General features: G+C 26.4%; 11 protein-coding genes. 7 read left to right on the top strand and 4 right to left on the bottom strand.

What is annotated here, in order from left to right; genetic code table 11:
* Positions 1 to 702: 702 nt before the first annotated feature.
* The gene (locus tag VS182_RS05535; protein WP_479484285.1) at positions 703 to 906 is read right to left on the bottom strand and encodes a hypothetical protein; all 204 of its coding nucleotides are present in this window, start codon (positions 904 to 906) and stop codon (positions 703 to 705) included.
* A gap of 1,678 nt (positions 907 to 2,584) precedes the next feature.
* Here VS182_RS05535 and VS182_RS05540 point away from each other — a divergent pair.
* From VS182_RS05540 to VS182_RS05550, 3 genes are all read left to right on the top strand, one after another.
* Complete coding sequence (locus tag VS182_RS05540; RefSeq protein WP_479492429.1) at positions 2,585 to 7,918, top strand: hypothetical protein; 5,334 nt, start codon at positions 2,585 to 2,587, stop codon at positions 7,916 to 7,918.
* Between the two features lie 293 nt (positions 7,919 to 8,211).
* On the top strand, positions 8,212 to 8,352 hold the full coding sequence (locus tag VS182_RS05545; protein WP_479484283.1) for a hypothetical protein: 141 nt from the start codon (positions 8,212 to 8,214) through the stop codon (positions 8,350 to 8,352).
* 2 nt (positions 8,353 to 8,354) lie between these two features.
* Positions 8,355 to 8,744 carry a hypothetical protein gene (locus tag VS182_RS05550; protein WP_479484282.1) on the top strand — a complete coding sequence of 130 codons (390 nt, stop codon included), beginning with the start codon at positions 8,355 to 8,357 and terminating at the stop codon, positions 8,742 to 8,744.
* Between the two features lie 152 nt (positions 8,745 to 8,896).
* Here VS182_RS05550 and VS182_RS05555 read toward each other — a convergent pair whose 3' ends face one another.
* Together VS182_RS05555 and VS182_RS05560 are read right to left on the bottom strand one after the other, a co-directional pair.
* Positions 8,897 to 10,213: a hypothetical protein gene (locus VS182_RS05555; RefSeq protein ID WP_479492430.1), complete on the bottom strand. Its 1,317-nt coding sequence runs from the start codon at positions 10,211 to 10,213 to the stop codon at positions 8,897 to 8,899.
* Between the two features lie 556 nt (positions 10,214 to 10,769).
* Positions 10,770 to 11,045: a transposase family protein gene (locus VS182_RS05560; RefSeq protein ID WP_479488601.1), complete on the bottom strand. Its 276-nt coding sequence runs from the start codon at positions 11,043 to 11,045 to the stop codon at positions 10,770 to 10,772.
* A gap of 989 nt (positions 11,046 to 12,034) precedes the next feature.
* Between VS182_RS05560 and VS182_RS05565 the strand changes: the two genes are divergently transcribed.
* From VS182_RS05565 to VS182_RS05580, 4 genes are all read left to right on the top strand, one after another.
* Entirely contained in the window at positions 12,035 to 12,505 is a 471-nt protein-coding gene (locus VS182_RS05565; RefSeq protein WP_479488600.1) for a transposase family protein, read from the top strand.
* A gap of 21 nt (positions 12,506 to 12,526) precedes the next feature.
* Positions 12,527 to 12,697, top strand: a complete 171-nt coding sequence (locus VS182_RS05570) for a hypothetical protein (RefSeq protein ID WP_479484278.1) — start codon at positions 12,527 to 12,529, stop codon at positions 12,695 to 12,697.
* Between the two features lie 57 nt (positions 12,698 to 12,754).
* A complete protein-coding gene (locus tag VS182_RS05575; protein ID WP_479492431.1) occupies positions 12,755 to 12,922 on the top strand; it encodes a hypothetical protein in 168 nt (55 codons plus the stop codon).
* A 96-nt stretch (positions 12,923 to 13,018) separates the two neighbouring features.
* Positions 13,019 to 13,387, top strand: coding sequence for a hypothetical protein (locus VS182_RS05580; RefSeq protein ID WP_479484277.1), 369 nt, complete (start codon positions 13,019 to 13,021; stop codon positions 13,385 to 13,387).
* A 199-nt stretch (positions 13,388 to 13,586) separates the two neighbouring features.
* Here the strand turns inward: VS182_RS05580 and ccsA are convergent, their stop codons facing one another.
* A complete protein-coding gene (gene ccsA / locus VS182_RS05585; protein ID WP_479492432.1) occupies positions 13,587 to 14,897 on the bottom strand; it encodes a cytochrome c biogenesis protein CcsA in 1,311 nt (436 codons plus the stop codon).
* Positions 14,898 to 14,908: the final 11 nt, after the last annotated feature.

The raw sequence follows: 14,908 nt of genomic DNA on the forward strand, positions 1-14,908 counted from the left end.
GCATACAAAAAAGCTTTTTTATATTTTATTCAATTTTTTTAATATTTTAAAAAATATTTTAATATCTAAAAAATGTTGATTACATAGCGTTGTTTTTCAAATTAATATATAAAGATTTTCCAAAAATCACTGTAAAGAGAGTTTAAGTACATAATAGAATACATTATAATTGCTACTTTTATGTTTAAATTCCATAATATAGAAAGAATTAATCAACTCAGAAAATCAAGATTTATAATACATAAATTATTAATATTCTAAAATATAACAATTATACGCCAAACAATTTAAAAAGAAAAAGTAATGATTGAACCAACATTTTTAAGTTTAGCAAATTAATTTAAATAAAAAATCTGAACTTTACAGAAATATATACTAAATTAAAATCCATATGCAAATATCTGTTATCCAAAATCAATATTTGCATCTCATAAAAAATCAATTTAATATTAAATTAAGATTAATTAATTATCTTAAGACGATAATATACTTATATGTAACTAACCAAACTATATATTATAATACTATAAAAAATAATCTTTGTCAAAAGTATTGCCCTAAATTTAAATATAAAAACCACAACAAACACTAGATAATATTGTAATTTTAAGCATAGATATAAAATAAAAATAATAAACCTAACAGAATGTCATAATTTGATTTAATAAGAATTTATATTTGAAATTTATACTTTTGTTATCTCTATGCACATACAATAGCCATCCCTATATTAAACTTATTCAACTTTGCTGAATCTGCCTTAAAATCATCAATATATCTATTAACCATAGGTGATGAAGAATCTGCGTATGAAGATAGAAAATTAATTTGTTCATCGAGTGTTTTTTTCCGTCTTTTAAAATTTTCCAGACTAAAAAATCTAACTTTATCCAGCGTAACCTCCACGCCTTCTATTATAAATAAAGGTAGAGATTCAGAATTACCTCCATTACCAGAATATAAAAATGAAGTTTCGTGAGATGTCGATGTTTCTGATATAGGTCTTTGTAGTTATGGTAAATTAGTACATGTTGTGTTTAATTTGGGTTTAGAAACTTTGAGAAGATTTTAAAGACTATATTTAATCAAAACAATAAATTGCAGGAAAATTTTTTACTTATTTTACTTATTTTACTTATTTTACTTATTTTACTTATTTATGGTCGCTTTGATTATAATTAATAATATCTTTGATTTTTAATCGTACAAGTTAATTTTAAAACTATTTATTGAATTGAAACACAAAAATATAACTTTTAGTGCATTCTATTAGGTGTTTAAACGCTCTTTACAGCGATGCTTGGATCAGCTCTAATTACAGTAATAAGGAAGCATAATTATAGACTAGCTTCTTCTGTAGAATTAACATCCGTTATGAGGTCTGTTTTTTCTACATACATTGAGCTTTTCAAATAACCCATGTTAAATAGGGGTTAAGACTCTAATTTAATGCACAAAAATCTATGATAATGGCTATTTTTGTGCATTAAATTAGACATTACTAATCGGCTATATTAATATTTCTGGACAATTCCGATTTAAAACTTATTTTATAAAATGGAGTTGTATTTTCTATCTTGTAAAATATTTGTTCAAACCTTCTTTTTGTGTTAAAATAAGTATATTAGTCGATATTTATTTTTCTCATCTGTTTTGGATTTTGTTTCAGAACAATTTCTGTTTTATACATTAGAATGATAGAATGTCTATTTTTGTGTTTTTTCCTATCTAAATTTATAATTACATTTTTTACAGTTATTTAACGTTTTTACAGCTATTTTTAGTAGATACAGGATGTTTATTTTATCAATGATGAATTTTTAGAGAAATATAAAGTGGGTTTATCATCTCGAAAAAAAATTTTCTATTTTTCTATTTTTCTATTTTTCTATTTTTTAACATTTTTTGCTATATAGTATAAATTATTTTAATTTTATATTTAATGGTATGGTAGTTATAGTTATAGTTATAGTTATAGTTATAGTTATAGTTATAGTTATAGTTATAGTTATAGTTATAGTTATAGTTATAGTTATAGTTATAGTTATAGTTATAGTTATAGTTATAGTTATAGTTATAGTTATAGTTATAGTTATAGTTATAGTTATAGTTATAGTTATAGTTATATAACTAATATTTCGCAATATTCGCAATATATTGTTTATATAAATTAAGAGTTGATTTTTATTATAAATATCTTTTTAAATTTAATATATTAAAATATGTTTATTTAACGTTATATTTTGTATCGAAAGCAAATATTTCTATAAAATCTTGATTGTATAGTTTGAATGAAAAATAGTCATCATCATAATTTTTAGTACATCTTATTAGTTTTTTAAACTCTCTTCAACACAGATTTTTGGATAAGATCGAAGGCTATTTTTTTTATTTATGATATGTTTAGATTCGAATTACAATATATTAGTTTTTTATATTTTAAAACTATTTATAGAATTTAAACACAAAAGTAGTCATTATTATATCCTTTATTACATGTTATTAGGTTCTTAAACGCTCTTTAAATTTGTTTTTGGACCAGCTCAGTAAATATAGATCATTTATTCGTATAAGGGGATTAAGTATGGATATGCCTAATTTTAGATATAAATTAATATATTCATGGTTTGTTTTTTCAGCAGGTGAGTCATTTACTGATTTATTTGTCAATCCTGTTTCTGCTATAGAAACTGGGATAAATGATGAATTTAAAAAATCGTATATTATTATGACGGATAAAATAATTAAAGCTAATAATGCATTGCAAAATTTAGATATAGACAAACCAGCATTTAAGTTATTTGAGGAAGCATTGGAAGATTTATCAACTTTTCCAGCTAGATTTTCTGTAAGTGTAACTTCTGAGTTAGAATCTGAATTATACCATATGAAAGAATTATTAGAAAAAAACTATTTGCTATATAAGGATCAATTTTCTGAAGCTGCAATGACATATAAAGCTAAAAAAGAATCAACAGCTTTGTGGGAATCTTTGATTTTACCAGGTAGTAATTTATCTGGTGTTTTGTTGCTTGAATCAAATAAAGAAAATGATTTTATGGATTACTTGCGATTGTTTTTAAATAAAATACCTAAAGAAGATAACAAAGGTAGTTATTCAGCCGAAAAATTAAATATGATAAATGATCGATATGTAAAATTGTGCTTTTATTCTATGGAAGCTTATTTGCAAAAAGCGATATACTTAATGGAATTTTCTATGCTAAATTATCGACCAGGTGATTATGTTAAGGCTTTAACATATGTTGATGAAGCTTTGTTTTCTATAGAAGCTTTTGCATTTAATTTCCCATCGGAAAAAAATAAATTACAGGAAATATCAGACTTATTTCGTGAGAATGTTAGTAAATATAAGAAATATTATAAAGCTAGTTTGTGGGATAAAACACCGGAAGCGCTAGAAAACTATCGAGGGTTATTTAAACTATTTAATCAAAAATTTGAATCATATATAAGTTCTTTTGATCAAATATCGCTGGCAAAAGTTATGGAATTTTTATTAAGTGTTTTTATGCCTTTAGAACAGGCTAAAATAAATGATAAATTAGTTGTGTTGAAAAAAGACTTAGATGAGTTTAAAGATGTTTTATTAACAGAATTGAACTCTTCGCGTATATTTTTGGATGATATCCAAAAAATTAAGGATATAGATGGATCGATGATCGATGATCTTTTTATTAAGCATCTTACAAAAATAAGGTCGCAAGAATTTAATGATCTTGTATATGGCGGAGGTGATTTAGCAAGATCTCATGATGAAAAGACAAATATGAAAGATGTTATGAATAATTATATAAATAACGCCAGAGGTAGAGGTGATGTTTATCCAACGACTCTTAAGTTAATAACGAGTGAGTTTGTTGATCTTATAAATCCTGTGATTACATCGATCAAAAGTAAATGTATGACGATGGATGATTATGTTTGTTCTAAAGCTATTAATGTCATTGATAACTTTTTACGTTCTTTTGATGCAGCTAAAGATAAGTATCAAAATTATGAGCAAAGTAGTCAAGGATTGAAATTATTTTCCGATGCCTTGTTTAGGTATTTTTCTATTTTAAATCCAGATAGGTATAAACTTTTAAACGAATATTATAAACTTCGTAATGATGAGCATAATAATAAACAAGAATTGCTTATGGAAGCATTATTGGAGATCAAAAAAGATTTTTATCGGCTATTTAAGGAGGATACTTTTGGTAATATTTTAATTTATGATTTACCCTATAATCAATGGATTGATATTTTAGGTTTTAGCAGAGAAAATGCTATACAAAATATTAAGCAAGGTAATTTGGAAAAAAAAGACAGTCAGCTAAAAAACCATTTTATACCTTGGAACAATGATCTAGATACTGTTTTGTTGGTTTTTAAGGATTTATTTAAAGATTTTTTGATGCATATATCAACAAAAAACAATTTTTTAGATTTAGTTAATTGGTCCACATTTAATGAATATCTGCCTAAAGTTTTTCGTGATTTGCCAACATTTAGAGATAATTTAGCGTTATTTCAAAATAAATTTGCAGAATTTATTGATTCAAATGAAAAAACTAATTTGGGTACGCCATTTTCGGCTTTTATGGCGAATATTGAGCAAAGTACTATAAATTTTATTGCTAGTAAATTACAATCAGCTAGTGAAATTAATGATATTTCGACCGCAGTCTCAAAAATTGGCCATTTAGGTTTTTTTAAAGAATTAAAAGAATTTTGGTTGAATATTAAAAAAAACCAAGATAACTTTATTTTGGATCATGATCCGCATCTTATGTGGGATCAGTTTATTGTTTATATAATGGATAAATTACAAATAAGCTATGCGCTTAAAGATAGCGTCAGGGATAAATTTAATAAATATCGCGAAATTTTTGTTTGGCTTACATCGGATTTAGCTGAAATAAAAAAATCCTTTAAAACTGAAGATTTATCCAAAGCAATTGATGCTATGACATATATAATAGATGAAAAAATAGCCTTGTATTTTATAGATGATTATTTTCGTAAAAATATAGATGGTGATTTATTTAAAACCTTTTTAAATTCATTTCTAAATCATTATTATAATTATCAACAAAGACGTCATGAAATAGAGAAATTACTTAGTCCTATTACAAAAAATCATTATGTAATTCCGATGGTTTTGTCACCTTCTGCACGTCTTATAATAGATGAAGATCATAAGACAAATAAAGAGATTGCGAAGATTCATTTGGAAGATAATAAAGCAAAAGAGATTAAAGATCATTTATATCAGTATTATCATACATATGGTGATGAGCACCTCATAAAGCTGTGGAGTGCTTTTGTTGATTATACGATGCCGTTGTTTTATCAAAAAATAGCAGATGAATATATGCGTCTATATGGTGAAAAATTACCATATATTTATTCATATCAGAAATTAGCTTCTTATAAAGAAAGAATTGAAAGTGTATTTTTTAAATATTATTCAAATGATAAATTAAATCAATTTCAAGCATTACTTGGTTCTAGCTATGAAGATGGCATGAATAAAACTAAGCTTGTGACTGATGTAGACATATTTCCAAGTAATTCTTTAAAATCCTTAAAAACTAATTCAGAGGGTCTTTCTAAAAATAATTGGGCAGGCATACAGAATATAGTATTTGCAAATGAATTGATAAATTTCTTTCGTTCAGAATTGCTTTCTAATATAAAGTCAGATGGAAAGATTTATAATTTTAAGGAGATTGTTTATAAGTATTTGATTAATAAGCATCACACAAATGCTACTGAGAAAGAAAAAGAATTATTCAAACAAAAGTTAGATTCGGATCATGGTGTTCAAGATTTTTTTCGTCAAATTTCTGGTGCGAATTATAAAACTAATTTAAATAGTTTAATAAAATATCAAGAAAATTTATTTAAAAATATTATTTATAATGATAGATATAGATTTAAAAATGGTAAAATAGAAGAAATTTTCATTGCAAGCAAAGATATATTTAAATTAATTGCTGATTATTTGGAAGATATGATATATAATTCACCTTTAATTTCAAATGATGATATAATTTTACCTCTATATGATTATTTATCAGTTGATATATCTTTGGAAGATTTTAAAACATATTTAGGTAATGGTAGTTTAGATGATATTCGTAATCAATTCAGTAGGGATTTAAAACATGCTGAGTATAGTAAAAATAAAAGACAGATAGCTGATGAAGTATTAGAATTTTTTAATTCTTTTAATTTTATAGATAGTATTTCGAAGCATAGACGTATCAATCATTTTAGTCAATTTCTTAAACAACGTTATGATGTATATTTAGATGAATTCAAATTACTGTTAGGCGATGGTAATATTGATAAAATTTATATCAAAATCAAAAATCAAGTTCATGATTTTTCAATCAATGATGTTTATAATGCATTTAAAATATTATTATCAAAAATTACAAAGGAGCCTGAAGTTACAATAACGGGTGATCTTTTAAAGAATTTTTTAGCTGATATAAATGGTGATCGATTTACGATATTTTTTAATCAATTGGATGCACTTTTATACTATAATTTAGCAAAAGAAAATATTGGTATTTTGAACCAAGAATTAAATATATATGAAAAAGAAAAAAGACCTGAAATAGGAAATGATTTGACTATTTTGGATATTACGTTAGACTCTTCACTAGAGAACATTTTCTCAGAATTGCTATCAGATAATTTGCCTGTTGCAGCAATTAAGAATTTGTATTATTTGTTAAAATCTTCATCTAAATCTTTACAGCCACCTCTTATGGGAGAATATGTTGTTAATAGAAATAAATTAATTGAATTATTTCGTGATAAACTTGGTTCTAATATAATGATTTTGCAGGAAGTTTTTGATCTAATTTCACACCGAACACAAGATCCGCTAAGTTATATAACATCAAAATTAAATTTTGTTAATAATAATATGATAAAATATGAAAGTTTCAAAAAAAATTTAAAAGAATATGATGCTAATTTAGATGCATATAGACATAAAATTATGGCATTAGATATGAAAGAAAGGGAAGAAGCGCTTAAAAAATTAAAAATAATTTATTATACTAGCCTGGTCTCAAATACATTGTTGAATCCTTTATACTATCCGTTTTTTTATCCTTTGAAGTTACTTATTTTGAAAATACAGGATACAATTAATAATAAAGATTCTTTCGGTAAAGAAGTTTCGGACTTTCATCTCAATCAGGAATATAATGAAAATAAAGATAAAATAGACAGTTTTCAGGGAGATGAATGGAAAAGATTTTACTTTAAATATAAAGACAAATTTATATATGAAATGACTTTATTTAGTGCAGATCTTTTGTCTGCAGGTATTGATTATTTACCCCTAGAGATTTTTATCAAAAATTTGACAAGAAATAAATCTATTTCTTTAGGAAATTTAGCAGATAATTCACAGATACCTTTGGATATAGATAAGGTTTTACATAGTATTGATCCTAAATTATTAAGATCATCTCAATTAACATCCATAGATGATTTCTCATTGCATACAAGATTATCAGATACGATATTACCGAATTTTAATTATGCACTCAATCAGACAAAGATATTAACATCTGGATATCTACAAAGCCGATTAATAGCACCTTCAGCAAGAGTAGGGAAGCGCTTAGCGGAAGGCCCAGATGATTTAAATAAGAATAGTAAGAGTAGTAATTTACCATCTGGATATCTACAAAGCCCATTAATAGCACCTTCAGCAAGAGTAGGGAAGCGCTTAGCGGAAGGCCCAGATGATTTAAATAAGAATAGTAAGAGTAGTAATTTACCATCTGGATATCTACAAAGCCCATTAATAGCACCTTCAGCAATAGTAGGGAAGCGTTTAGCAGAAGGTTCAAATAGTGAAAAAATTGTAGTGCAGATATAAGTTTTTCTAAAGTCAGGGACAATGTTGTTTTGTTTTGGGAAATAATTAATAGTTAGAAATGAAATATAAATCACTGAATAAAACAATAATCGGTATGTATTATCGATATAATTACTACTGTACATGAAAAAAAGCAAAAAAATGTAAATTTTTAATAAAAATAATAAAATGTTATTGTATTTCCAAAGGTTACAATATATTATATTTTAAGATTTTGCAAACAAAAATAGACATTTTTCTATCCCCTGTGTAGAATATAAGTTTCCTAACAAAAAACAACAGTAGGATAAAGAATGTCTATTAATTGTAGGTTAACAAATAAATCTCATTTGGTCAAATTTTTTCGTAAATTGGGGTTAATATCCCAATTTACTTCATCATTTGCGTTAAGGAAGGTCAAGATATATCTAAATCAAAAGCTTTTATTTGCATAGATATGAAGCTAAGTCATGAAGAAATTCTAAATTATTATTCGAAAAGATGGGAAATCGAAACCCATTTTATAAAAGCTAAAAATTATCTTTCTTTACAAGGATACCAAGGCAGATCCAGCAAAGCTTTAGATAGATACTTAATTTTACAAATTTTTGTAGAAATTTATTGTACACATACATGTAATGTTAATCTTCTAAAGGGATTACGTAAATATCATGCTAAAAAAGAATCTGATCGAATAGAAGATATGATTGATATATTCATTTCATCCTTGAAATATATCGTATTTGAATATGACTACTATATCTGTGAAGCTTATTTTATCACGTGCAAAAAAGGATTAAGAGTAGCACTAAGGTCCTCCTGTTATCAATTTAAAGAGGTAACCTAAATCTGCAAATACAATTAAAAAGGATAAATATGGTAAAAGCCTAGGTTTTATTTACCATTAATAAATATAATTAAATTTATTATAACGATACAAATATATAAATTATCTTTTTTGTATAAACAAATAATTAAATTTATATTATAATAAAATTTTTAAGTTAATTTTTGATTTTCAAAAATTCTGGCCTTATGCTTCTTCTCCAGCTTTAGTCGCAGCTTTTCGGTATCTTCTTCGGTTTCGGGTGTTGCTTTTTCGGCTATTATGGCTGCTTTTTCGCTGTCTGCGGCTTGATCGTCTGCGATTGTAATTTCGTAGTCTGCTTCATCTTGTGCAGCATCTAATTTGATTATCAGTGGAGTTAATTCTTCTTCTTTATATGTTTTTATATTTAATTCTTCTTGCGCTTTAGCTAATTTTTTTTCCGCTGGACTTAATATTTTCTTTTTAGATTTTTTTTGCACATCATTTTCTTTGTATTTATATCTATTTAATTCTGTTTTCGCTTTATTTTCTTCTTTTCGCACTTCATCTTCTGTTTTTCGCATTTCATCTAATGTTTTTCGCGCTTCATCTGCTGCTTTTCGCACATCATCTTTTGCTTTTAGCACATCATCTGCTGCTTTTAGCTTTTCCTTTGATACTTTTAATACTTCTATTACTTCTTTTGTTGCCGCTTCTGCTGTAATTGCTAATTTTCTTTTTGTATATAAATCGGCTGTTAATTTTGTTAATTTTGTTAACATTTCATGTAATGTTTTTTTTGGTATTCGATTTTCATCTGTTATATCTGCTGCTGCTGTGTATGCTTCATATGCTGCTTTATATTCTTGATATGCTTTGGATGCTGCTTTATGTGCCGCTTCATATTCTTGCGGTTTATATGCTGCTTTATATGCCTCATATAAGTCAGATGCTACTTTATATTTTGTTTTATATGCTTCATTTAATAATTTAAGTTCTGATGCTTTTCGTAATTCAACTGCTACTTTTCGCAATTTATCTTCTGCTTTATATGCTTCATCTAATACTATATCTGCTGCTTCGGCATCTAAGAATTTATATGCTTCTTCTTCACCGAATAAGTCAACTAATTCATCTGTTATTTTTCGGAATTCCTCTGCTCTTTCATATGTTTCAACTGCTTCTTTATCTAATTCATCTGCTAATTCATTTAATGTAATTGCTTCTCCTAATAGTGCTTTTTTTCCTGAATTTTTGGCTTCTTCTGCTTTTGAATTTGATTTTATTATTAATGCAGTTAATGATGTAATTTTGTCTTTTATAATTTTTTCTTTTATCATTTTGGATGAATTATTATTTCCATGTATTGCTGGTGATCCGGTTTGAACCATGGCTAATGATTGGTTCAAAGATGATATACCATTGCTTGTAATAGCTGTAATTCCTATGATAAAAAATGAAGGTAGTAAGATTCTTTTTAAGTTTTTTTTGGTTTTAATATCTTTCAATTATTACACCTCTAAGATTATGATATTTTAGATATAAATATAATTGTTTATATAATTAGTATATAGATTGTCAACACATTTGTGTTATTTTTAAAATTTCACAAAAAAATTTTATACTGTACGTGCTGGAAAATGCAGTAAAAATTTAAAATAGATTTTAAGCAGGAAAACAAGTGTTCCTTTCTTAATAATTACACAAAAAATCCCCGATAAGGGTTATTTCTAAGCGGATTAATAACTGGCTTTATAAATTGCATTTTAAAATATATTATAAAATTATAAAATAAATAAACAAAGCTAAGTATTAATAATTGATTATCTATATTAATATAGCATTTTTGGTATTATATGTCTATACAACGGATTTGAAAGAAGCAAAAAATGTAAAAAAACTAAGATTCTTTTTTCTAGGGATTTTATTGGTAGGTTTAATTTTTCATTTTTGTAGTTATAACCAATGGAATTATATCGAAATTGCCTAACTAATACATATATAAATTATCATAATTTTTAATTTTTTATTTATTTAGCTTGCTTTTTTATCTTCTTTAACTTTCTAAAATTTCCCTAAAGATAGGCGGACATTGAACGAAGCACATATTAAATCAAATTGTTCTGGGAATTTTTTAGTATTATTATGATATCTATTAGAAATAATCTGAAATCTTTTTAACCAATCTATAACTCTTTCTACCAATGATCTTTTTAGAGCAATTTTTTGATCATGTATCTTTTGTTCTTTAGTCAAATATTTTAACTTACTTCTTTTAGATGATAGAATTACGTATGGGAATCTCTTGTGTGAGCCTAAATCAGCAATTAAAGTGTTCAATTTTTATAACCAAAGAGTATGTGCATATTTAAACAGTTTAAAATTATGTACAATCCTAGAGGCAAAATTTGTATAGCCAATCAAAGCTTTTTCAGCACAAATTGCAATTAAAGATTTCTTGATTGGATACTTTTTCTTCCATATTCATGTTTTTTATTATCTTTTTTTGTCTTTCTATTTGTAGTTCAGTACAATCTAAGATGAGTACACAAAATATTAGAGATACTAAGGGCTTTTCCAAGAATACTAATATAGCCGATTAGTGCAGATTATTGGTACTTATTGTCAATTTTAAAATTTTATTAAAAAAGCTTAAAATCAAGCTGCCTTTTATATATTTTTAAGATATATAAATACTAATGTTGCAATTATTTGAATATTAATAATTATATACCAAAATTCATATATTTTATTAATAGTTTTCAGTTTATGATAAAAAATAAGTTTTAATGAAATAATTTTATCTCTTTCTAATATTTTTAAATTTAATATTGCAATATATATCAAAAAAAATCACAATGTTATATTTATATTGTTATTTTTTTTGATATATAGGACTTGTCCAGAAATATTAATATAGCCGATTAGTAATGTTTAATTTAATACACAAAAATAGCCATTACCATAGCTTTTTGTGTATTAAATTAGGTTCTTAAACACTATGTAACATGGGTTATTGGACAAGCTCATACTACTATAAAATTTGATATTTATAAAGAGAGTATTAAGCATATATGTATAAATCTAAAGTTAAATACTTAAATATGGAATATTCCAAAATAGCAGCATTTGATGAAGGTAAATTCATGTCTGCTGTCTGTGTAGATAAAATCATCTTTTAAAAAATATTTAATGGAGTTAGAAAAATAAATTTAAAGACTCAAAGAAAGGGTGGAAGGCAAAATATCCTCGACCCTGAAAATCAAGTATACTTATTTTTTCATAATTTTTTCTTTTTCCATAATTTTTTTCTTGGGCTTACAAATAGAATGATTGCACAAATTTTTGGTATTAGTAAAAGCGCGGTTAATAACATCACACAAAAGATACAAGGTATCGCCAAGAAAGTATTATCCAAAAGATATCCTACAAATCAGAGCCCATATTTTGCATCGCTCATATTTGGTTTGTTTACATTCGATTGTACTGAAGTGCGCATAGAAAGACCAAAAAAATGTAATAAAAAATATGAATCTGGAATAAAAAAGTATCCAACAATGAAGTCTTTCCTTGCAATTTGTGCTGAAACAGCTTCTATTGGCTACACAAATTTCTCACCTGGTAGTGTACATGATTTTAAGCTTTTTAAAGATTCGTACATTCCATGGTTATATGAATATGCCACTTTAATCGCTGATTTAGGCTTTCAGGGCTTACAAAAGCTATTTCTATACGTGATTTTACCATATAAAAGAAGTAAGTTAAAGAATTTGACTCAGGAACAAAAGGAGTATAATTAAAAAATTTCTCGTAAAAGATCATTGGTAGAAAGAGTTATAGGTTGGTTAAAAATATTTAAGATTATTTCTAATAGATATCGTAATAATCCTAAAAAATTTCCAGAACAATTTGATTTAATATGCGCAATGTTTAATGCTCACCTAGCTTTAGGGAAATTCCAAGAAGTTAAAGAAGATAAAAAAGCAAGCTAAAGAGTAAAATTAAAAATTATAACAATATTTAGTGATTATTTGATTAAAGATAGACATATGAAGCATGCGGAATCACAAGCTAAAGTTAAAGCTTATTGGCAAAAATGGTTGCCTAATTTAACATCTAAGGAAGTTAATATATCCTATCATAGAATTTCGCAAAATAAATTACAAAAACAGTTTTGGCATAAATTTTTAAAATTTGCGAATAAATATAGCAAATAATTATCTAGTATATATCAATTAAATATTTTATTAGCGAATTTTAAAGCTAACCTTCATAAAATATCTTCTTTATCGGGTAATGATTTAAAACAGGAATTGTTAAAACTTAAGCAAAATTTATTCAAAATTACTGCGGATCATAAAGAGTCGATCGAAGAGCTCTTTAAGATAACGGATAATGCGAAAGATTTAGTAAATGGACAAGATTTGGATCTGAGAAAATTTGGCGTGCTTATGATGATTTTACAAAATGATTTGATTAATAAGTTAGTTTATAAAGTAAATAAGAAACAAGGTATTCCAGTTATTATCTTAAGAGAAGAAATAGCAGCTATTTTAGTATCTCTTCAACAAGAAAGCAAGATAAATATTGAAAACAATATAAAGGATTTTTCTGTTTTATCTGAAGAAACCGGTGTGATGTTTAAGAATAATAAATTTATCTTACTTCCTGGATATAAATAGCCTTTAAAAGATAATGTAGTTAGCTTTATTTATATAACGAGTTTGGGTTTTGATTAAAAAATTTATTTTAAAATATTTTATATAAAATATAAACTGAATTATCAAATAGGTAACAAAATGTATAAAATTGTGTTTAAAAATGGGTACCCGTGGGCTGCATATGCTTAAAAAAAAAACAGTCATAATAACTGTTTTTTTTTTAAGCATATGAGTGTAAGCCAAAAAAGAGATAGTTTACTGCAAAAAGATTGAAGAGGATAATAAGTAAACCTATAATGGCTAACCATGCTGATTTTGTTCCTTTCCATCCACGTGATAGTCTTAGATGGAGATATGCGCTATAGAATAACCAAGTTATTAAGGCCCAATTTTCTTTGGGATCCCATCCCCAAAATCTTCCCCAAGCAAAATGTGCCCAAATCATGGCGAAAAACAGGGCTCCTAATGTAAATAGGGGATATCCAATGCAAATAGCACGATAGCTTAGTTCATCTATTTTGTTGGGGGATAGGTTTTTTGTTAAACGATGCAGGATGATCGATAGTTGCTTTTTTGCGATGAGGCGCATTATAAGATAGCTCGTACTACCTATTAAGATAGCCCAAGTGATGGTATTTATATATTTTGTTAATGAAGTTATATTTTCGTATTTGTTTAACCATAAAGGTGCTTCTAAAGCAATTGATTGCCAGAAACCAGTTATTTGACCTTCGGGTGGGAGTATTAGAGGTGGTATATCGTATATTATATTTGTGTTGTCGATGAACAAGGATGTTAAAGGGTATGTTACATTATATGGTCCATGCAATAGTTTATTGAACCAAATGAAAATTGTATATCCTAACCAGACACATAGAAACCAAATTGCTGTTTCTAGCCCTCTTAAAATTGCTGTTCTTTTTTTTGTTATTTGATCAAGTATGCGTAATAGATAAATTAGACCAGCAACTGATCCGAGGATGAAAGCACCTTGACCGATAGCTGCTAATGGTACATGTATCCATCGCCAATGACTTTGTAAGGCTGGCATAAGTGGTTTAATATCTTGTGGAAATACAGCTGCATATGCTAAGGCAGCTACAACAAACCACATTGTGAACATCCCGAATGTCGTAGAAGGATAGGTCTTATAGAGGGAGAGGAAAATAATTGCAATAGATAGACAAAAAAAGATACAAAATTCAAAAATATTATTTAAGGGGAATGTTCCACTCAACCACCAGCGATATATTGTGAAGCATATATGTGAGATTATACCTATACCAATCATGATTAGAGGCAAATTTTTTTTTGTTATCTTTTTTGTTATCTTTTTAATATTATATTTATTTTCTATATTATTAAAATTAACGATATTATTATCACTTAAGAGACGATCATTAATTTTTTGCGGATCAATTTTTTTCCCTTGTACATTGATATTTGTTTGTATCGTAAATATCAGAGCTGCGAAGAGATAGAGCAAGAAAGACGTTAGTAAAAGGGATTCTAATAATGGCTCCATCTGCATAAAAATCCTTT

This window comes from Pasteuria ramosa, assembly GCF_056496785.1.

Bases quoted from the DNA above. Each gene is read 5' to 3' on its own strand.
- VS182_RS05540 (WP_479492429.1), top strand. From the start codon at position 2,585: ATGGATATGCCTAATTTTAGATATAAATTAATATATTCATGGTTTGTT.
- VS182_RS05545 (WP_479484283.1), top strand. From the start codon at position 8,212: ATGTCTATTAATTGTAGGTTAACAAATAAATCTCATTTGGTCAAATTT.
- VS182_RS05550 (WP_479484282.1), top strand. From the start codon at position 8,355: ATGAAGCTAAGTCATGAAGAAATTCTAAATTATTATTCGAAAAGATGG.
- VS182_RS05565 (WP_479488600.1), top strand. From the start codon at position 12,035: ATGATTGCACAAATTTTTGGTATTAGTAAAAGCGCGGTTAATAACATC.
- VS182_RS05575 (WP_479492431.1), top strand. From the start codon at position 12,755: ATGAAGCATGCGGAATCACAAGCTAAAGTTAAAGCTTATTGGCAAAAA.
- ccsA (WP_479492432.1), bottom strand. From the start codon at position 14,897: ATGCAGATGGAGCCATTATTAGAATCCCTTTTACTAACGTCTTTCTTG.